At 45.8% G+C, this 19,286-nt stretch carries 15 protein-coding genes; 3 read left to right on the top strand and 12 right to left on the bottom strand.

Going from position 1 to position 19,286, the window contains the following annotated elements:
- Positions 1-108: 108 nt before the first annotated feature.
- The 4 genes from EL84_RS02365 to EL84_RS02350 form a co-directional block, all read right to left on the bottom strand.
- Complete coding sequence (locus EL84_RS02365; RefSeq protein WP_047840601.1) at positions 109-1,488, bottom strand: amino acid permease; 1,380 nt, start codon at positions 1,486-1,488, stop codon at positions 109-111.
- 331 nt (positions 1,489-1,819) lie between these two features.
- Positions 1,820-3,172, bottom strand: a complete 1,353-nt coding sequence (locus EL84_RS02360) for a sensor histidine kinase (protein ID WP_047840560.1) — start codon at positions 3,170-3,172, stop codon at positions 1,820-1,822.
- Positions 3,169-3,843, bottom strand: coding sequence for a response regulator transcription factor (locus EL84_RS02355; RefSeq protein ID WP_047840559.1), 675 nt, complete (start codon positions 3,841-3,843; stop codon positions 3,169-3,171). Before EL84_RS02355 ends, EL84_RS02360 begins: the two co-directional genes overlap by 4 nt.
- Positions 3,844-3,897: 54 nt before the next feature.
- The gene (locus tag EL84_RS02350; protein ID WP_047840558.1) at positions 3,898-5,871 is read right to left on the bottom strand and encodes a serine hydrolase domain-containing protein; all 1,974 of its coding nucleotides are present in this window, start codon (positions 5,869-5,871) and stop codon (positions 3,898-3,900) included.
- A gap of 168 nt (positions 5,872-6,039) precedes the next feature.
- On the opposite strand from EL84_RS02350, the gene EL84_RS32825 reads away from it, so the two are divergent.
- Both EL84_RS32825 and EL84_RS02340 read left to right on the top strand, forming a co-directional pair.
- A complete protein-coding gene (locus EL84_RS32825) occupies positions 6,040-6,405 on the top strand; it encodes a DUF6713 family protein (protein WP_017690584.1) in 366 nt (121 codons plus the stop codon).
- Positions 6,406-6,477: 72 nt separating this feature from the next.
- Positions 6,478-7,467, top strand: coding sequence for a DUF4003 family protein (locus tag EL84_RS02340; RefSeq protein ID WP_047840557.1), 990 nt, complete (start codon positions 6,478-6,480; stop codon positions 7,465-7,467).
- 112 nt (positions 7,468-7,579) lie between these two features.
- Here the strand turns inward: EL84_RS02340 and EL84_RS02335 are convergent, their stop codons facing one another.
- The 3 genes from EL84_RS02335 to EL84_RS02325 form a co-directional block, all read right to left on the bottom strand.
- Positions 7,580-8,569 carry a phosphotransferase gene (locus EL84_RS02335; protein ID WP_047840556.1) on the bottom strand — a complete coding sequence of 330 codons (990 nt, stop codon included), beginning with the start codon at positions 8,567-8,569 and terminating at the stop codon, positions 7,580-7,582.
- A gap of 168 nt (positions 8,570-8,737) precedes the next feature.
- Entirely contained in the window at positions 8,738-10,513 is a 1,776-nt protein-coding gene (locus EL84_RS02330; RefSeq protein ID WP_047840555.1) for a SulP family inorganic anion transporter, read from the bottom strand.
- A gap of 165 nt (positions 10,514-10,678) precedes the next feature.
- Positions 10,679-11,008 carry an ArsR/SmtB family transcription factor gene (locus tag EL84_RS02325; RefSeq protein WP_047840554.1) on the bottom strand — a complete coding sequence of 110 codons (330 nt, stop codon included), beginning with the start codon at positions 11,006-11,008 and terminating at the stop codon, positions 10,679-10,681.
- A 194-nt stretch (positions 11,009-11,202) separates the two neighbouring features.
- Between EL84_RS02325 and EL84_RS02320 the strand changes: the two genes are divergently transcribed.
- Positions 11,203-12,147, top strand: coding sequence for an alpha/beta hydrolase fold domain-containing protein (locus EL84_RS02320; RefSeq protein ID WP_047840553.1), 945 nt, complete (start codon positions 11,203-11,205; stop codon positions 12,145-12,147).
- Positions 12,148-12,256: 109 nt separating this feature from the next.
- Here the strand turns inward: EL84_RS02320 and EL84_RS02315 are convergent, their stop codons facing one another.
- The 5 genes from EL84_RS02315 to EL84_RS02295 all read right to left on the bottom strand — a co-directional run bounded on the left by EL84_RS02315 (position 12,257) and on the right by EL84_RS02295 (position 19,280).
- On the bottom strand, positions 12,257-13,834 hold the full coding sequence (locus EL84_RS02315) for a glycoside hydrolase family 43 protein (protein WP_047840552.1): 1,578 nt from the start codon (positions 13,832-13,834) through the stop codon (positions 12,257-12,259).
- Positions 13,831-14,730 (bottom strand): carbohydrate ABC transporter permease, encoded by a 900-nt coding sequence (locus EL84_RS02310; RefSeq protein ID WP_047840551.1) that lies wholly within the window; start codon positions 14,728-14,730, stop codon positions 13,831-13,833. The genes EL84_RS02315 and EL84_RS02310 overlap by 4 nt, the downstream gene beginning before the upstream one ends.
- A 15-nt stretch (positions 14,731-14,745) precedes the next feature.
- On the bottom strand, positions 14,746-15,720 hold the full coding sequence (locus tag EL84_RS02305) for an ABC transporter permease (RefSeq protein ID WP_036606005.1): 975 nt from the start codon (positions 15,718-15,720) through the stop codon (positions 14,746-14,748).
- A 136-nt stretch (positions 15,721-15,856) separates the two neighbouring features.
- The gene (locus tag EL84_RS02300; RefSeq protein WP_235431473.1) at positions 15,857-17,530 is read right to left on the bottom strand and encodes an extracellular solute-binding protein; all 1,674 of its coding nucleotides are present in this window, start codon (positions 17,528-17,530) and stop codon (positions 15,857-15,859) included.
- 175 nt (positions 17,531-17,705) lie between these two features.
- Positions 17,706-19,280 carry a response regulator gene (locus EL84_RS02295; protein ID WP_047840549.1) on the bottom strand — a complete coding sequence of 525 codons (1,575 nt, stop codon included), beginning with the start codon at positions 19,278-19,280 and terminating at the stop codon, positions 17,706-17,708.
- Positions 19,281-19,286: the final 6 nt, after the last annotated feature.

The following is a 19,286-nucleotide window of genomic DNA, read 5'->3' as shown; positions in this document are numbered from 1 at the left end:
AATAAAAAATGCACTCCCTGAATGACGCTGAATCACCCGCAGGTTCTCCATTGTATTCAAGGAATGCACGTATGAAATTACGATATAAGTTGATTTTTGAATATTAGACTAGCGATCTTCGCCGCCATCTATCTGTTGTCTTTTGCCAATGCCAAATGCGAAATATCCTGCCACCACGATTGCCATAAACGTAGCTCCAACAACCAGAGGCAAGCGCGTATCCGGGTTAAACGCCATACCGATAATGACGAGGATCAAATACACAATAATAATGTAATTGCTGATCGGGAACCATTTGGACTTGAAGTTATGATCCGCCATCTCGTTGTCCCAACGCTTTCTGAATCGGAACTGGCTGAACGCCAGCGCGAACCATGGAACCATACCCGGAAGAACACTTGCACTGTAGATGTACAGGAACAGCTTGGAGTCCGGCATCAGGTAGTTCAGCACAACCCCAATCAGCAACAAGGAGATTGTAATGACGATACTGTTGCGGGGAACCCCACCTTTGGACAGCTTTTTGAAAAAGGCAGGTGCCTGCCCGTTCTCAGCCAGTGTGTATAACATCCGTCCTGCACTGTAGATCCCGCTGTTACATCCCGACATGGCCGCCGTGAGCACCACAAAGTTAATGATCCCCGCTGCAGCAACAATACCAACTTTGGCAAAGGTGAGCACAAACGGGCTGCCCGTCTCGCCTACTTCGTTCCAAGGGTACAAGGTTACGATAACAAATATGGCACCAACGTAGAAAATAAGAATACGCCACACGATATTTTTGATCGCTTTACGCAAAGTGTGTTTCGGATTCTCCGCTTCGCCTGCTGTAATACCGACCATCTCCACCCCTTGATACGCAGCCGTTACGATACACAGCGCGAAGAGGAAACCTTTGATGCCCCCAGGGAAGAAGCCACCATGACTGAACAGATTCGACAGTCCGATTGGCTCTCCCCCGTTCCCCAAGCCGAAGAAGATGAGCCCGGTTCCGATCACGATCATCGCCACAATAGCCGTCACCTTGATCATCGCAAACCAGAATTCAAATTCCCCATAGAACTTCACCGCCGCCAGATTTGCCGCCGCAATGATGAGCACCCCAGCAAGTGCAGGCAGCCACTGTGGAATATCCGGGAACCAATACCCGACATAGATACCAATCGCCGTAACTTCCGCCATACCAACCGTAACCCATAGGAACCAGTAGCTCCAGGCGGTCAGAAATCCGGCAAGCGGACTAATATATTTGTGAGCAAATGTTGCAAACGAACCCGTGACCGGCTCCTGAATCAACATTTCCCCCATAATGCGCATGACAAAAAAGATAACGATACCAGCCAATAAATAAGCCAGCAGCACGGATGGACCTGCCCATTTGATCGTACTTGCCGATCCCATGAACAAACCAACGCCGATTGTACCTCCGAGTGCAATCAGCTCTACATGGCGGGGCTTTAGCCCTCTAGATAGTTGCTTTGATTCCAAACGATTCTCCCCTTTTCTTGTGTACAGCTTCCTGATGTAATCTTTAATTTTCACATTCACATTAACGCAATGCAGAATTACTCCACCAAATTGTACGAGATGTGTCGCAGAAATACAACAAGGAATGTGAGGAAGATCAGCTAAACAGGACTTTTACATGAAAAAGGTGCCTCTCCTCATGCCCTCACCTGACATGATTAGGATAACCCCTGATGATTTATTGCAAACAGAATAATCCTGATTTTATCGCCACTGGAATAGGGATCTGAAAACCCATAAAAAAAGAGCTGCCAGAAAAATATCTTTGGCAGCTCTACAATCATTTTTGTAATCATCCGGAAGGCAAATGAACCTTCACCGTTGTCCCCACGCCCACCTGACTTTTCATTTCGACAGTTCCGTGATGGAGCATCACGATTTTTTTGACGATGGCAAGGCCCAGACCGTTACCACTGATGCTACGATCGCGTGACAGGTCTGTTTTATAAAACCGCTCGAAAACATAATCCAGTTGCTCCGGCGCTATTCCAATGCCCGAATCGGTTATCGTGAAAAAGATTCCATCTACCGACTGGCTCGTGCGTATTTCGATATGCCCACCCACGGGAGTAAACTTAATGCTGTTGCCTAGTAAATTCATCCACACTTGGTTAAGCTGATCCTGATCTGCCCTGATTTTGATACCGTCCGCCAATTCTAAGTGAATTGGAATACCTTTGGCTGACCATTGAGGCTCGCAAGTCACCACCACTTGCCTGATTTGTTCATCAAGATTATAGGTAGTTGTCTCGAACGGATGATGATCGGAATCCAGAGACGCAAGCTCCAGCAGATTATCACTTAGTCTGGATAGTCGTCCACTCTCTGTAATAATGATATCGAGGTAATAGTTACGATCGGCCTCAGCGACCAGGCTGCTGTTTTTCAACGCCATGGCAAAACCGGAAATAGAGGTCAGCGGCGTTTGAATCTCGTGAGATACATTGGAAACAAAATCCTGTCTCATCTGTTCCAGCTGTTTAAGCTCACTCGCCATTTCATTAAAACTCTGCGTCAATGCTCCCATTTCATCCACGCGCTTTGTTTGGATTTCCACATTAAAATCACCCTTCGCCAGTCGTTTGGTTGCCCGCGTCAACACCTGAATCGGCTTCACCAAATACCTTGCAGCAATAAGGATACAAAAACTTCCGATCAACAGTGCAAGCAATAACACCAGTAAAATCATCCGATTAATGATATTTTCGTTCTGCGGAGAATACTGCATAAACATGGCTTGTGGTTCCCCTTTGTATGGAAAAGGGAGACCGATGAACGTCTGCTCCACTTCTCCAGGAGAACGATAGACCTGACCCTGCAACACCATTTGAACCACTTCTGGTGCGATTTCAACGGTCTCTGTATGGTCTAGGTCATAATAGGTTACGTTACCCGAAACGTCATATAGATGAATGGGATAGGTGGACACTTTCACCATACTTTTGATGAAAGCATCCCTGTCCTCAGGTTGCGTTTGCTCATATAGACGGATCAGTTCCTCCCCTACAGAAATCATGTCATTCTGACCGATATGATTTACTTCTTTTTTGAAAAGGAAGATCCCGATGAAGAAAGAGGTCAGCAAGCTGAAAACAATGACGACCAGAAACGTGCAAATAATACGAACATATAAGGTTTTGATCATGTGATGACTAACCGGTAGCCCAGACTGCGAGCCGTTTCAATCTGAAAATGGTGTGCATCACCAGCGAATTTTTCACGTAGTCGCTTGATATGAACATCAACTGTCCGGTCATCCCCTTCATAGTCACTTCCCCAGATCTTAATGATTAATTGTTCCCGGGTAAAAATCTGCCCAGGCTGGTTTGCCAACATGAACAGCAATTCAAATTCTTTTAAAGGCAAATTGATTGTTTCTTCTCCACGAATCACTTGAAAGCTGCGTCGATTCAGCATAATGCCCCCCAATTGAATCGTCTGGGAAGAGACAATCAAGTAACGTTTCAGCAATGCTTTTACTCTCATCACAAGTTCCAGCGGATCAAAGGGCTTCGTTAAATAATCATCTGTTCCCAATTGAAATCCCTTCACTTTCTGGGCCGATTCCCCTTTTACCGTAACCATTAGCAATGGCATATTCAGATCCATACGCCGGATCTCCTTGCATAATTCCCAACCATCCAATCGCGGCATCATAATATCAAGGATAACCAGATCAATTTGGGATTTCCCCACAATCTCCAGTGCTTCCGCTCCGTCTTTGGCTACCACAATCTCGAATCCTTCATTACGCAAAAATAAGGTAATCAGCTCACGAATATGCACATCGTCATCCACAACTAGGATTTTGGTCATATCAAATGTATGCCTCCAATATCTATCTTGTTTCTTCCACTTGGGAGGAGGTCTTCAACCAAAATGCCAGCCCAGCAGGTTCCAATGATAGAAAAATAAACTCAAGACCACTGCTGCTACCGTTACAAACGTATAGTGCACACGCTTCAGTAACGTCCAATATTGGTTTTTCCATGCCAGAACGCTCATGATGAATATTGCCGCAGTCAACCCTACAAGGATAACCGGCATAAACAGATAGAGACGTAAAGATAGTGGAATATGGCTAAGCCGATCAATCAAATCCATGTTCATTACCAGAAGCGTTGCGCCCAAGGTTAATAATCCCCATATAGACGTAATAGCTGACAACCGGACTGCCCATTTCTGCGCTTTTGGCATCACTCTGATTTCGCGTCTGCGATAAACAAATCCATGCAATACAGTGATGAACAGAACAACCGAAATGCCGAGCAAGAGGAGCCAGAACTTCGATTGGTTCATTAACGGTGCAGGTTCCAGCGGCATTGGGTTTAATATATCCAGAAACAGATACGTGACCTTGCCCTCTGCATCGGTGCGGAACCCCATCTGATGTGTCCCTCCGACCTCCTGGAATAAATTCACGCCAATCGGAGTATATACTTGCTGATCTGCACCACTTCCAATAAACAGTCGGTTATCCGAAACCTCAATATTGATTTGAGTCAGAAAACTGAAAAACTTATCGATCTTCGTGTGATTACGACGGGTAAATTGATAAGAGCCTGCATATTTTTCCAGAGACTCCCCTAATTCAATAGAAGCTTCATTAGGCTGCTTAGTTGCATGTACAGGATAGTATCGGTCAAAAAAGGCTTGCGCCAACCCTTCTGCTGCCGTTCCGCCTTCCCCTCCACTATAGGAAACAAAGATGCCCACTTTTTTGTCCGGTACAAGATAAAGCGCTGTATTAAACAGCTCATCGGCCCCTCCATGAGAGATCACACGCAACCCATTCATATTCAACTCGTAAAAGCCCAGATCCATGGCGGGTAAACGTTCATCAAACTGGAATGCCGGAGAATGCATGAGCTTGGCTATTTCCGGCTTGAGCATTTGTTTATCTTCATATCGCCCGTCTTGAAGATGGGCAATCATGAAATGAGCCATATCGTTCGCTGACACGCTCCCTGATCCCGCAGGACGGAATCCGCCCTCATACGTTGGCCGTTTGGTTACAAACTCTCCGTTAGCTCGGGCGTATCCAAGGGCGGCATAAGGTTCCAGAGACGCTGGAACAGGCTCCTCTACCGTAGCATAATTCATGCCCAGCGGATCAAATATATTTTTCTGTATATAGTCATTGTAGGCAACACCGCTCACTTCTTCGACGATAAGTCCCGCGAGTGAGGCGCCATAATTGGAATACGACAGCATCTCGCCTGGTGGCTTAACCCTTGCAGGCATATGTTTTGCCATCGTTTCAGCAATAGAGGCGGGAAGTTTCCCCGGATCGGTAGTGATCTGATAACCTACACCGCCTTCCTCGAACCCTGCGGTATGGGTCATAAGATGGCGCAATGTAATCGGTTCCTCATAGGTTTTCGGTATTTTCACCGTTTTTAGATAAGTGTTGACGTCTGAATCGAGATCAAGCTTGCCCGCCTCAACCAATTGCATCACCGCGGTCCATGTGAACAGCTTTGTTGTTGAAGCAATTCGAAATAAGCTGGTTTGGGGATCAACGGGTTTATTTTCTTCGATGTTCGAATGTCCGTACCCTTTGGAGAGCAGGATCTTCCCATCCTTCACAATCGAAATGACTGCGCCTGGAATCTGTAAAGATCGCATTTGCACATCCATCATCCCATCCATGAATGCCGTTAACTGATCAGTATCCTCCAGATTAGCTACGACTCCTTGCTCCAATTTACCCGGATTTAATCCCTGATTGGATACTGCTGCCGATAGTGGCATGGTCCCTAATCCAGTTGCCCCTAATATCATGCCTAACAATAACACCAGAAAAACTATTTTCCCAAAAATCTTTCTTATCAACGATGACATGACTTGTCCCCACCACTCCGCATATTTTTTAATACCTGTTCCTTACGCTTTCTTTCGAGAGCATATCAAGCACGTATGAACGGAGCGTGAACCTTTTTTTCATATTTTGCCAAATTAAATTACCTTTAGTAAGATAGGAACAGATTGAATAGGAAAAGGAGACTTTACATGCCTGACTTTTTACTGGTTTTATTTTTGTTTAACCTGTCTCTCTTTCTGCTTCACGAAATGGATGCCATCAGGCGGTCCGAGTGGAAATTGTTTATGGTGTTAAAAGATATGGAAGATGATAAAGCCTATAGGTATTTCACTTGGATTCACCTGCCAATGTATACCATCATCCTCTCTCTTCTTTTTAGCTCATATCAGACCATTACATTTTGGGTGTTAGATATCTTTTTCATCATACATACCGTATTACACTTCTTTTTCGAAAAACATCCTAGAAATGAATTTAAAAACGGGTTCTCCAGATCATTGATCTACCCTATGGGAATAATTGCTTTAATTCATTTGATATTCCTAATCATCTAATCTGTTTACACCGACGGAATGAAGGAAGCTGGAAGGGTATTATAGAATAACAGTGAATATGGAGGTGTGCCTATGCAGCAGCATCATGCAGAACGAGTTGAATTATTTGTTTCCAATACCCAGATCATCAAGGAGTCGTTCAAATGGCAACATGCGATGATGCAACGTCTGGCTGCCCTGCTCTATGCAGCGGAGAATAAAACAGCGGATGGGGAAGCTATTCGTCAAAGCCATGAGTTGATTAAGCAAAACACAAAGCTTTTCTCTGCATTCAGAGGTAATTCGGTCATTAGCATTGCTACCATGCTCTCCCTTACAGCGGATGAAGAGACAAGACTGGCAGACACCTTGCATGTCTATGACTTGATGAAAGAAATCAAATTTCGCAACTCTGATTATCTGGTTATTGCCGCCTATCAGATCGCTACTCAGACATCACCTGACCAGTTTCAACCTACGGTGGAGCGGGCCAAATTATTTTATGACGGCATGAAAGCAGAGCATCGTTTCCTCACTGGACAGGATGACTACATTTTCGCTGCCATGTTAGCCCTTTCCGATCTCAACGTAGATACTGGTGTGGCACGTATGGAACAACTCTACGGGGAATTAAAACCAGAGTTCTCTTCCAGAAACAGTGTGCAGGCGTTAACACAGATCCTGGTTCTTGGAGATGATCCCCCGGATGCAGGTGCTCGTGTGATTGCCTTAAATGAAGCTTTTCGCAAAAGGAATCTTCGAATGGACAAAACCTATACGTTAGCCTCTCTCGGGATACTTTCTCTACTGCCTTCGGACAGAGACTCATTAGTGGATGAAGTCGCGGAAACAAATGACTGGTTACGGACTCAAAAAGGCTTCGGTGCCTGGTCAATCGACAAACAGGAGTTGCTCCTGTTCTCGTCTGCTCTGGTAGCCATTCAACATGTGGAGAATCTGCGGAACGGTGTGCTTACGACAGCAATCTCAACCAGTATCACAAATATTATCATCGCCCAGCAGGCCGCCATGGCCGCAACTGCCGCAGCATCGGCTGCTGCCGCTTCTTCATCATCGAATTAATAAGTGACCCTGTTACCTTCAATATAAGATGAAAAAGACCCTCCCGAGTTTAAGTTGACTCGGAAGGGTCTTAAGCATTCAAACCTACACCTAAAATAATGTTTATCATTCGCTAGGAAATAATCCCCGTATCCCGGAACTCTTCCACGAAACTATCCAGCCAATCCGAACCATAGTCCAGCGCACCCATATCACTCTCAATAAAAGCAACATCTAGTCCCATCACCCAGAATCGGCGAGCAACAATAAAGAGATCAACCGCCTGCTCATCTTCGGCAGAGAAACTTCTGACTGAACGATATCCTGCCATGAGCGCATCCCATAATGCTGCTTTTCGCTCATCAGACTGCCTTTTTCGAACTTTCACTTGAGCTAAATCATAGGCACGCCAGCCTTTGGCTGCCCACTCGAAGTCATAATGGATGAACTGATGTTCCTGTTGAAACACATTGTTATTCCCATGCATATCGCCATGGCACAGACCAAAGTCCAGGTCTTGTCTGGAAATGGTAACGATGCGTTCTTTTAACGTTGTGGCAAACGTATGGAGAAATGCTGCTGCTTCATTGTTCTCACCGATATAGTGGATAATTCGCTCAAGGGGTTCGTCAATAAGTAACTTCAGATCCAGCTCATATCGTGGCAGCTCCATGTTCACCTGATCCATAGCCTCATGCAATTCAGCTGCAGATTGGCCAAAGGCGTAACAAGACTCCTCATCCTCCAGATTGTTCTCCGTACCCTCAATATACCGAAACATTACAGCAACCCGCTTGCCTTCCGCAGCCTCCAACACCGTATATCCCGTATGATCTTTCTTCTCGATGTATTCTCCAATGTCGGTATGTTCCGCAGAACCTAGAACGTTCTTGAGTTGAGACAATAATGAAAGCTCATACTGAACATCTGCCTCCGTGATTTCAGTGCGGTAGATACGGAGAATGTACATGCCACTGGACGTGCGAACCCGGTAGGTATCATTTAATCCTCTAAGCCAAAACAAACATTCTTCCCATGTTCCAATGTCATATTGATTACTCAATGCAGACTCCAGGTACCTGGGGTTAAGCACTGAACGTAAAGCAGTCGGTTGAATGGACATATGTATGCTCCTTCGGTTTAATATGATTGTTTCTCATCTGATGAACGATGTAATCCTTTCACCTATCAACCTATAACATAGTATATTTTTCGTTTATTTTCCAGAATATATATTTTGATAAACAAATACTCTTTAGACTCCTATAGCTCCATTTCTCTCATCAGCAGGTTAGATAGGGCTATTTACATTGACTCGCTTTCCAGGTTTCAGCAGGTTATTACACGCTGGGTCGATGCCAGCGCTCGACAATGCAGCACATTCACGAAAGGCAAAATGTTTGCACCCCCTACATTTCTGAACATCCAGATGCAATAATGCATAATTGATGGCTTCACCCGTGTGCTCAAACATATGATCCGAACCAATCCGTTCAATCAATCCTGTTCTCTTCAGCATCTCCAACGGTTGCGCCTGAATGCCTGAAAGTAAAACCCTGCCCCCGGATCTCTCCATATGTTTGACAACACGGGCCAGATTGGATTCACCTGTTGTATCCATAAAAGGCACCTTGCCCATGCGCAACAGCAGAGTGCCTGGTCGACGATGAATCGAATCCATGACCGACTTCTCGAACGTATCCGCTGCGCCGAAAAAAAGTGGCCCTTCAATTGTATATAGGCTTATTTGCGGACAATCATGTCCTTCCCGAACCATGTGGGCCATGACTTTCTCATGTTTATGATCGGGATCGGGTAGTACTTTGGCAACCTTCAACATCTCACTCATCCGTTTAACAAATAAAAGGACAGCCAGAATCAACCCAACCTCTACAGCCGTTGTTAAACTTGTAAATACGGTCAGCAAAAAGGTAATCAGCAGAACGAGCGAATCACTCGTTTTGGTTTTCATGACATGTATGAAGGATTTTCGTTCACTCATATTCCAGGCAACCAGCATGAGAACGGGAGCCATACTGGCAAGAGGAATGTGCGATGCATATGGCGCAAAGAGAACAAGCACCAGCAAAACCACCACACCGTGAATCACGCCAGACCATGGCGATACTGCGCCGGATTTGATATTTGTTGCTGTACGTGCAATCGCTCCTGTTGCAGGAATACCACCAAATAACGGCGTCACCATATTAGCAATCCCCTGCCCAATCAACTCTCGATTGCTGTTATGCCGACTTCCGGTCATGCCATCGGCAACAACTGCGGATAGCAGCGATTCAATTCCACCCAGCATGGCGATGACAAAAGCGGGTTGCAGCAAGTTCACGATACGTCCCCAAGTGATCTCAGGCACATGAAACTGAGGCAATGAGTTAGGTATCGCGCCAAAGGACGAACCAATTGTAGCCACCTGCCCTTCAAAAAAGAACGCCGCGACTACCGTCGAAAGAACCAGCCCCACCAGTGATGCAGGCACCTTTGGTGCAAACTTGGGCACAAGCAGAAGAACAGGCAAACAGATTCCAGCTGTAAGCACACTGTATATATTAATCGTCGAGATATGCATCCCGATTTCTTTCATATTGGACCAGAAATCCTCGTGTTTCTCTATGCCTCGAAGTCCCAGAAAGTTCGTAATTTGTCCGCTAAAAATAATGACGGCGATCCCTGCCGTAAAACCGATAGTCACCGGCTTTGGAATAAACTTAATTAATGCCCCAAGCTTGAATACGCCCATTAGTACAAGCATCAAACCGGCCATCATTCCGGCGATCAGCAGATTCTCATATCCATACTGCATCACAATGGCAAATAGGATCGGAATGAATGCCCCCGTTGGCCCTCCAATCTGGAACTTGGACCCACCCAGCAAGGAAATGAGAATCCCTGCGATTACTGTGGTATACAATCCATACTCCGGTTTGACCCCGGAAGCGATGGCAAAGGCCATACCGAGTGGAATCGCAATGATACCTACAATCAGTCCTGATAACAGATCCTTGCGAAAAGCGGAAGCATTGTACCCTGCATATCTCCCCATCCATTTCATGTACAAAAACCTTCTTTTCTTCATATATTTGAATATTTGAATATATTTAAAAGACTACTCCCCTGCATACGTCCTGTCAATCGGATTACGCACAATCTCAGCAGGAACTTAACACAAAAAACAAGAACCTCCGGTGATTACACCCAGTTGCTCTTGTTTATTGTGTCAGGACTCTTTTCGAATATCTTCCAGCATGGAAATGGCATCAACCAGATGATTGTCAAAAATCTGTTTGGTGACTGCCAGCAGGTCCTTAATCAGCGGATCACGCAGCGAATAGGTGACGGTTGTCCCTTCTTTGGTTCCATGGACAACGTTTTTGCTGCGCAATACAGCCAGTTGCTGTGAAACGGCAGAGCCTTCCGATCCCAGAATGCTTTGCAGTTCATTCACGTTTTTGGCTCCTTCACTCAGCAGCTCCAGAATCTGAATCCGCATCGGGTGTGCCAACGCTTTGAAAAAATCCGCTTTAAACTGTTGTATGCTCTGATTCATACGCTATGCCCCTTCAATCGAACTTTTGAAGATGCAAATATCATAACATAGAACGGGTACCATGCTTTACTCTAACCGTAAACGGTTTGATGGAAAAATTAAGATTGACCTTGAAGTACACTTCAACCTTTATACTTCACTTATAGTCTCCACAGACCGTATATCTGAACTCCATCAGGAAGGGTGATTCCTCAATGAACCTGTATATCCATAATCACAAACGCTCGTTGACGAGCTTTCTATTCGAGAAATATATCGGAACGTTAGATACCAAGAAAATTTTTTCAACACGCGAGCTTACCCGCAAACACCTGGATCATATGGGCTTGGAAAACATTAAACCTTATATCTTGGGTAAAACAAAACTGTCATCTTCCATTAAAGAGCGCTCCCATGAAGACATGCAGGTGTTCACCTTAAACGATCAGCATTCCCGTGAACAGAGGGTCATTCTCTACATTCATGGCGGGGCGCATACACACCAGCCGCTGTCTTTACACTGGAAATTCATGGACCGCATGGCTCAGGCTCTGAATGCCAAAGTTGTTGCTCCCATCTATCCAAAGGTTCCGCATTTTAATTATCAGCACACGTATCCGAAACTGCTCAATCTATACCGGGATCTGCTTGCCTCCGTGGACGACCCAGCACAACTCACCATTATGGGGGATTCCGCAGGCGGGAACATATCCCTAGTCTTGACCCATTATCTGAAGATGCATGATCTCCCGCAGCCCAAAGATATCATCTTGTTATCACCTTGTGTGGATATGGTGCTGGACAATCCGGTCATATTTGATTACGAGACACGCGACCCTATGCTCGCTGTGGAAGGGTATGATGTCATCCGGCGGATCTGGGCAGCTGACAAACCGTTGAACGATCCGTTAATCAGTCCAATCTACGGAGATTTCGCCGGTCTGGGCAAAATCAGCATCTTTATCGGGACTCACGAGGGTTTGTTTCCTGATAATATGAAGCTCGACAAACTGCTGACGGATCAAAGAATCGATCATCAAACGTACGTTTACCCCAAAATGAACCATGTCTTTGTCCTCTATCCGATTCCGGAGGCCAGGGATGCGCAGCGTAAAATAATTAACATCATAAAAAGCTCAGCACATGAAGCTGGACAATAGACTGTAATGCCTCCCCATAGCCCTTTCGCAAAAAGAACGAAAAAAAGCTCAATCCCTGGACTACCGCCACCGGATTGAGCTTACTTTCTGTTATTCTATCATCTAAATATTATTTATATGAACCATATTCAAACCAGTCAAAGTCCGCTACCTGATCGGAAGAAGTACCGTTGCTGCTGCTAAACATTCCGATACAACAGCCAACAAAGCCGCCGGCTACTTCGGTGCTCAGGCTGCTTGTATCCACCTGTTCCGCGACCAGATGATACTGACTTCCATCCGTGCTGTAATAGAAGTTTAGTTGCTGACCTGTTGCGGCCAGTTTGATATACACCCGCGGTACATCACCCTCCAGTGCGATTTGCGCTATGTGGGTATCCTGACCATCTATACAGGTCAATACACGCAGCACCTGCTGTTTATCCGCCAGAGCACGCTCAATCCGTACGTGATACAGATCGTTCTGAATGACGACAAGACCAGCCGTTTCATTGGCATTCCCGGGCACAAATTCCATCGCTGTAGCTGCGACATAATCCATATGCCTTTGACGCAGACAAACAAAGCTGGAATTTTCTTTTTCCTTCAATGTTTGCGGTTTCAGCTTCAGTCGCAAGTATCCTTTTCGTTCGGTTAATGAATAGAGATCCTCCTGAGGATTGCGCAGGAACATCCATTGCAAGCCCAGTTTATCACTGTCAAAATGGTCAAAACGCAGTTGCGGCTCTACCGGAACAGGCTTCAAATCTAACGTGCCCTGCTCCTCCAGGATTCCGCGGCCCTCATTGACAACAGGCCATCCGTCCTCCCAAACAACAGAAGCAAGGAACGTCTCCCGCCCCAGGTTGCTATAGCTCCCTCCATATGGACGCGAAGCAAGCATGACCATGAACCATTGATCATTCGCAGCCTGCACCAAGTCGGCATGTCCTACATTAACAACAGGGTAACGTTTACCCAAATGGCGATGTGTAATGATTGGATTATTCGGATTCCCGACGTATCCTTCGGTCAAACTTTTGCTACGAGCAATGGTCACGGCATGGTTTGGCCCTGTGCCTCCCTCTGCAATCAATAAATAGTAATATTCATCGATCTTATACAGGTGCGGGCCTTCCGGCCAGATGACATCCACCATCGCCCCGCGCCACAGAACGTAACTGTCTCCCACCAGCTTCATACTGCCCAGATCCAACTCCCGCAGCCACACTTCCCAGTTCCCATTGTAACGAACTCCCTCGGAGCAAGGACGTGTACCAAGGTAATACGCTTTGCCATCATCGAAGAAAATCGTAGGGTCTATGCCTTCTGCGCCTTCAATAAAATAAGGATCAGACCATGGCCCAGCCGGGTCGGTAGCGGTTACAACAAAATTGCCGCCATGTGATACATTGGTTGTAATCATATAGAAGGTGCCTTCATGATACCGGAGCGTTGGTGCGAATATCCCCTGTGAATGGCCTGCTCCCTGAAGATTTAACTGTGAAGTGCGGTCCAGCACATTGCCAATCTGTTTCCAATTCACTAGATCACGGCTCTGAAAGATCGGAACGCCAGGAAAATAGGCAAATGTTGATGTCACCAGATAAAAATCTTCACCCACCCGGCAGACGGATGGATCTGGATAAAACCCAGGCATAATCGGATTGTTAAACGTGCATTGTTCGCTTTGATTTGAATTTTTCATTCTTTTACCCCTCCAATGGTTAGTCCAGTCACAAAGTATTTTTGCAAGAACGGATACAGTAAAACAATCGGCATTGCCGTCACAACCGTGATTGCTGCCCGAATGGATACAGGCGTCACCATGTTGGTTACATTTTTGAATGAATCCACGTTGACGGTTCCCCCCTGTGAGGTCGCAGAGGATAACAATTTCATCAGCTCATACTGCAAGGTGGTCAAATTCCGATTTCCCGCCGTGTACAACATGGAGTCAAACCAGGAGTTCCACTGACCTACAGCAATAAACAGTGCAACCGTAGCCAGAACCGGTTTGGATAGGGGAAGCACGATACGCATGAAAATCCGAAAATCTCCGGCTCCATCCATCTTCGCGGATTCAATCAATCCCTCCGACAGTCCCTGAATGTAGGTACGAATGACGATCATGTTGAACACCCCGATCAACCCGGGAATAATGTATACCCAGAAGCTGTTCAGCAGCCCCACTTGTTTGATCAGCATGTATCCCGGAATTAAACCGCCGCTGAAATACATCGTCATGACAAACAGCGTTGTGACCAATTTGTTAAACATATACTCCTTGCGGCTCAGCACATAGGCCAGCATGGCTGTACAGAACAGCTGTACAACCGTTCCCACCACAGTTCTGGCGACCGAAACAAATGCGGCTTGTGTCAGATTCGGGTTTTGGAATACGGAGACGTAATTTTGCAGCGTCCATTCCCTCGGCCAGAGATAGATCCCCCCGCGGATCGTATCCAGCCCGTTATTGAAAGATACGGCAATGGTGTTTAAAAAAGGATATAACGTAACAACCATGACAAGCAACATAAATATGCCATTGGTGATGGAAAAAATAGAGTCTCCCAAGCTTCGGTTTCTGCTAAATAGTTTCACAGCTCTGCCCCCTTATCATATCAATCGCTCTTCACCAAGAGACTTGGCAATCCCGTTGGCGATAAATATGAGCACCAGACTGACCACACTTTTGAAAATGCCTGCTGCGGTGGCAAGTGAGTAGTTGCCGAGATTAATCCCGTATTTCAAAACAAAAATGTCGATCGTCTCGGATACATCCTGCACAAGTCCGTTCCCCAACAAGTATTGAATCTCAAAACCCGCGTTCAGTACGTTACCAACGTTGATGATAAGCAGGATAATAATCGTTGGTTTGATGCTTGGAAGTGTGACATTGAACATTTTACGAAACCGTCCGGCTCCGTCGATGGAAGCTGCCTCGTACAAGCTCGGATTAATCGACGCCATGGCCGCCAGATAAATAATCGTGCCCCAGCCAATTTCCTTCCACATGCTGGACAGACCTACAATCCCCCAGAAGTACTTGGGTTCGGCAAAAAAATTGATCGGTGCATCAATCAGGCCCAATTTCGTCAACAGCACATTCACTATTCCTGTTTCCGTTGATAATACATTCGCAACAATACCTGTTACGATGATCCACGACAGGAAATGTGGAAGGTAGGAAACCGTCTGTACCACGCGTTTGAACAATACCATTCGCAGTTCATTCAATAAGAGCGCCAGACCAATTGAGCCGACAAATCCCAGAAACAGACTGATCAGGCTCATCGCCAGCGTATTGCGAATGACACGTAAAAATGTAGGGTCCGTGAATAACGTTCGAAAATGATCCACCCCCACCCAATCCTGCTCCATAAAACCAATGCCCGGTCTATAATTCTGAAACGCCATCAACCAGCCCCATAATGGTCCATACGCAAAAATAGCGATAAACGCAATAAACGGAAATGACATCCACATTAATTGTCGCTGACTTTTCATTCTGGACAGGTTGTACCCGATCCAGCTTGTTCCCGCTGGGATATGGCTGGTTTTTAACGAAGGCTGCAACTCCTTTTTGGCCATGTTTTTTCTCTCCTTGCTTACGAGTTTATCTATATCACCCAGTCTGGGTGAATCGATTCCATTCCTATCCAATCTCCAAATCTAGCGTGTAAGAAAGGCTACGGGGTTCCCCATAGCCATTCTGTGTGACAGGACTTTACCCCCACAGTTCCATACGTCTGCGGACTTCTTCCGTCAGCGCATCTTCATACGCTTTAATATCTGCACTTTCCTTGAGCGTGGCTTGATACTCATCCCAAGCCTTATCAAATTCGGCTGGTGAAGTCATAATCACTTTTGGCAGCCATTTGCGTTTTACATCGTCCATTTTCTGTCTGGCGATGGTCTCCGGTTTATTCGGTTCAAAATTATAGGTATAGATTGGGAACCACGGTTCATTTTCCTCCGCAGGCTCAAGGAAGTCGGTAAACTTCGTATATCCATAAGCCTTCAGCACTTTTTTATCGATGTCATTCAATGTAGCAAGATACTCCTCGGGCTGCTCCTTTGGGTCAAGAGCATTCTTCCCATCAGCGGTCATGCCTTCATGATGCGGGAAATAGACCAACGGGCTTCCCGTGTTTGCCAGCACCCAGTCCGGATCTTTGGAATTCGCACGTTGCTCTTCATTTCTGGAGAACACGCCTTTATCATCGACTTGATAATCCACGCCTTCCTGTCCCCAGGTTCTCAATACCTCCATCTCAGGGTCCAGCAAATCATTAATATATTGAAGTGCTCCCTCGATATCCTCGCAACTCTTTGTAATGGCCAGGCCACCATTCACATTAAGGATTGGATTGTTCTGATAGCGCCCTTTAACATCCTCGGAGAGTGTAATGGACAACGGTACATAGGTTTTGTCATACAATTTTTGCTTCACGAGCGATGCCTCGGCATCAAGGAACTGCCATCCTTGATCCACCATACCCAGCACACGTCCGGTTGAAATTTTGGAGATATATTGATCATAGTTTGCTGTAAAGGTTTCATTATCGACGAGGCCTTGATGATATACCTCATTGATCTTCTTGAAATATGCTTTCGCTTCCGGAATGGTGTTATAGTTTTTGGCCGTCAGTGTTTCTTTATCAACGATAGCTGCGCCTTCGTTAGGATAACCAGCCATGAAGAGCGGAGGGTTCTCCAGTGCGAAATAACGCCAGTCATAGGAGATAATTTCAAATCCAATGGTTGGCTGACCATCAACAGTCGGGTGAGCTGCTTTATACCGTTCAATCAAGTCGAAGTATTGGTCAAGCGTTTTGATTGTCGGATAATTATCCCACTCCAGTACGGCCTTCTGAATCCAGAATGCTTCTCCGTCATGGGATACTTTCATCGACTTTTCTTGTATATTGCCGAATTGAGGAATGAAGTAGATATGTCCATCCGTCGTATTTTTCATCTTCTTCCAGTCTTCGCCCAGGTAATTTTTGATGTTTGGATATTTATCGATGTAATCCTCAAGTGGTACTAACGCCCCTGCTGCTACCAGTTGCTGAGTACCATCACTCCCATCGATAAAATCGGGATATTCGCCGCCTGCAATGAGTACACCAATCCGCTCTTTGGCTGTTTGGCCCGTAAGCCAGTCCATCGTGACTCTGACACCTGTTTTCTCCTCAATAGCCTTTAACACCCGATTATCGTCAGGCGCAATTTTTCCCGGTACGGCAAAAAATGCGGAAAATTGTTTCAATTCCCTTCCATCTGCTGTCTTTTCCCCTTTCGAGGACGATCCCGGTGTACATCCAGTGAGTGCGATGACCAGTATTAAAGCGAGCAGAGCACTATACTTGATTCTTTTTCTAACATCCTTTTTCATCATGACCCCTCCATCGATTATATTGACAGAAGCTTTTTGGAAAGCGCTTTCCAAAGGCTGACTTAAAATTATCATGCTTCCATGCCCCTCTCAACGGGATAAACTATAGATGGAATCCCACTAATTCCAGCATCTGCGAAAAAAAATATCCCGCCGCTCCGTCAAGGAGTGCAGGATGTTAATCAAGAGAGTACGCAGCATGGGCACTTTTACGATATTGTGCAGGAGTCTCCCCCATGAGTTTCTCGAACCGGCTAATAAAGTAATCGGAATCCCGATATCCCACCATTGTTGCGATTTCGTATACTCTTTGATCTGTTCTGCGCAACAGCCGGGCGGCTTCCTCAATACGCAATTGATTCAAATAATCACTGAAGCTGATCGAGAAATGCTTTTTGAAAATCTGACCCAGATATGCACTATTCATGTAAAACTGCTCCCCGAGCAATTTCAGGCTGATATTTTCTCTGTAATGCTCGTGAATGAAGGCCTCAATTTTGGCTAATACGCCCATCGCATTTGACTTTTGCTGCTCCTTCAGTTTCTCTGCGCACATGAGCGAGAATTCGCATAAATGTTCAATGTTTTCCTCCATGGATAACATCGCGTAGTTCACCTTCAGAAAAGTCGATTCCATCAACCCCGAATCTGGAGTAACCGTATCGTTATTCACGAGATCCAGCAATGTGTATGCCAAATAATGCAAGTGGATGCGGACAATACCAGGCTCGATTCGCTCATCCAGAAAAAATTGAAAAATGGCCTTTGCATGACTGTATAACTCATCCGTCTGCTGTTCCTCAATAGACTTGACTAGCCCATCAAACAATTGTTTTTCGAACTGTCCCGGCCGATTAACAAATAAGGTCGTATCCATAAGTTCGAAGTAATAAATGGGCCTGCAAGTGGTGAAGAAACGTAAGCTTTTCATTATGCCGCAGGATTGATAAGACTCGTGCAGCGCCTCCAACTCATGTACTTCCTTCCCGACATAACAAGCAATAGCCGCCTCTTGACCATGGCTCAGATCGGCATGTAATCGGGTCAAATATTGCTCCAGGGTCACTGCCTCACGGTTCACCATCAGGTCCGTAACCATAAGCAGAACCGCATTTTTATCACCTGTGAAGGGTTTCAAAATTTGTCCCGGCAAGGGCTTGCCCACCCATGCCTCAACCCGAGCGCACCAATCCGTTCCCTGTTCTGGACCGGCTTCCGCCTCAATCAGGATGCAACGCAGTATGCCGACATCTTGATAGTGGGACTGCAGACTCGTAACAGCATCCTCCTCAGCCACCCCAAGCAAGATTGACTGCATATGCTGAGCCATAATAATTCGATCTTTTTTTTGCTGATATCGCTTCTCTTCCGTCCGCGCATTAAATGCGACCCTGAACTCCTCAAGCACCTGAACCAGTTCGGTCTTCACAATAGGCTTGAGAATGTAGTCATCCACCTGGTATTTAATCGCCTGCTTGGCATATCCGAACTCATAGAATCCACTTAGAAGAATCAGCTTGATGTCACCGTTATATTGCTCGTACAAGGTTTTGGCAAGCTGCATTCCGTCCATTTCCGGCATCTTAATGTCGGAAATCACCAGATCGGGCTGCATAGCGCGTATGCACTCCAATGCCTGCATACCATTGGAGGCCTGACCGCAAATCTGAAATCCGTAAGACTCCCAATCAATTAACAATAGAAGTCCTTGGCGAATAAATGGCTCATCGTCCACAATCAGCACGTTGATCATATCCTC

It is taken from the genome of Paenibacillus sp. VT-400 (genome assembly GCF_001029205.1).
Taxonomy (GTDB): Bacteria; Bacillota; Bacilli; order Paenibacillales; family Paenibacillaceae; genus Paenibacillus; species Paenibacillus amylolyticus.
The sequence above is the reverse complement of the archived record's forward strand: the minus strand, read 5'-3'. Positions and strand labels throughout refer to the sequence as shown.

Coding starts and splice junctions, on each gene's coding strand:
- EL84_RS02360 (WP_047840560.1), bottom strand. CDS start 3,172: ATGATCAAAACCTTATATGTTCGTATTATTTGCACGTTTCTGGTCGTC.
- EL84_RS02355 (WP_047840559.1), bottom strand. CDS start 3,843: ATGACCAAAATCCTAGTTGTGGATGACGATGTGCATATTCGTGAGCTG.
- EL84_RS02350 (WP_047840558.1), bottom strand. CDS start 5,871: ATGTCATCGTTGATAAGAAAGATTTTTGGGAAAATAGTTTTTCTGGTG.
- EL84_RS32825 (WP_017690584.1), top strand. CDS start 6,040: ATGCCTGACTTTTTACTGGTTTTATTTTTGTTTAACCTGTCTCTCTTT.
- EL84_RS02340 (WP_047840557.1), top strand. CDS start 6,478: ATGCAGCAGCATCATGCAGAACGAGTTGAATTATTTGTTTCCAATACC.
- EL84_RS02335 (WP_047840556.1), bottom strand. CDS start 8,569: ATGTCCATTCAACCGACTGCTTTACGTTCAGTGCTTAACCCCAGGTAC.
- EL84_RS02330 (WP_047840555.1), bottom strand. CDS start 10,513: ATGAAATGGATGGGGAGATATGCAGGGTACAATGCTTCCGCTTTTCGC.
- EL84_RS02325 (WP_047840554.1), bottom strand. CDS start 11,008: ATGAATCAGAGCATACAACAGTTTAAAGCGGATTTTTTCAAAGCGTTG.
- EL84_RS02320 (WP_047840553.1), top strand. CDS start 11,203: ATGAACCTGTATATCCATAATCACAAACGCTCGTTGACGAGCTTTCTA.
- EL84_RS02315 (WP_047840552.1), bottom strand. CDS start 13,834: ATGAAAAATTCAAATCAAAGCGAACAATGCACGTTTAACAATCCGATT.
- EL84_RS02305 (WP_036606005.1), bottom strand. CDS start 15,720: ATGGCCAAAAAGGAGTTGCAGCCTTCGTTAAAAACCAGCCATATCCCA.
- EL84_RS02300 (WP_235431473.1), bottom strand. CDS start 17,530: ATGATGAAAAAGGATGTTAGAAAAAGAATCAAGTATAGTGCTCTGCTC.
- EL84_RS02295 (WP_047840549.1), bottom strand. CDS start 19,280: ATGATCAACGTGCTGATTGTGGACGATGAGCCATTTATTCGCCAAGGA.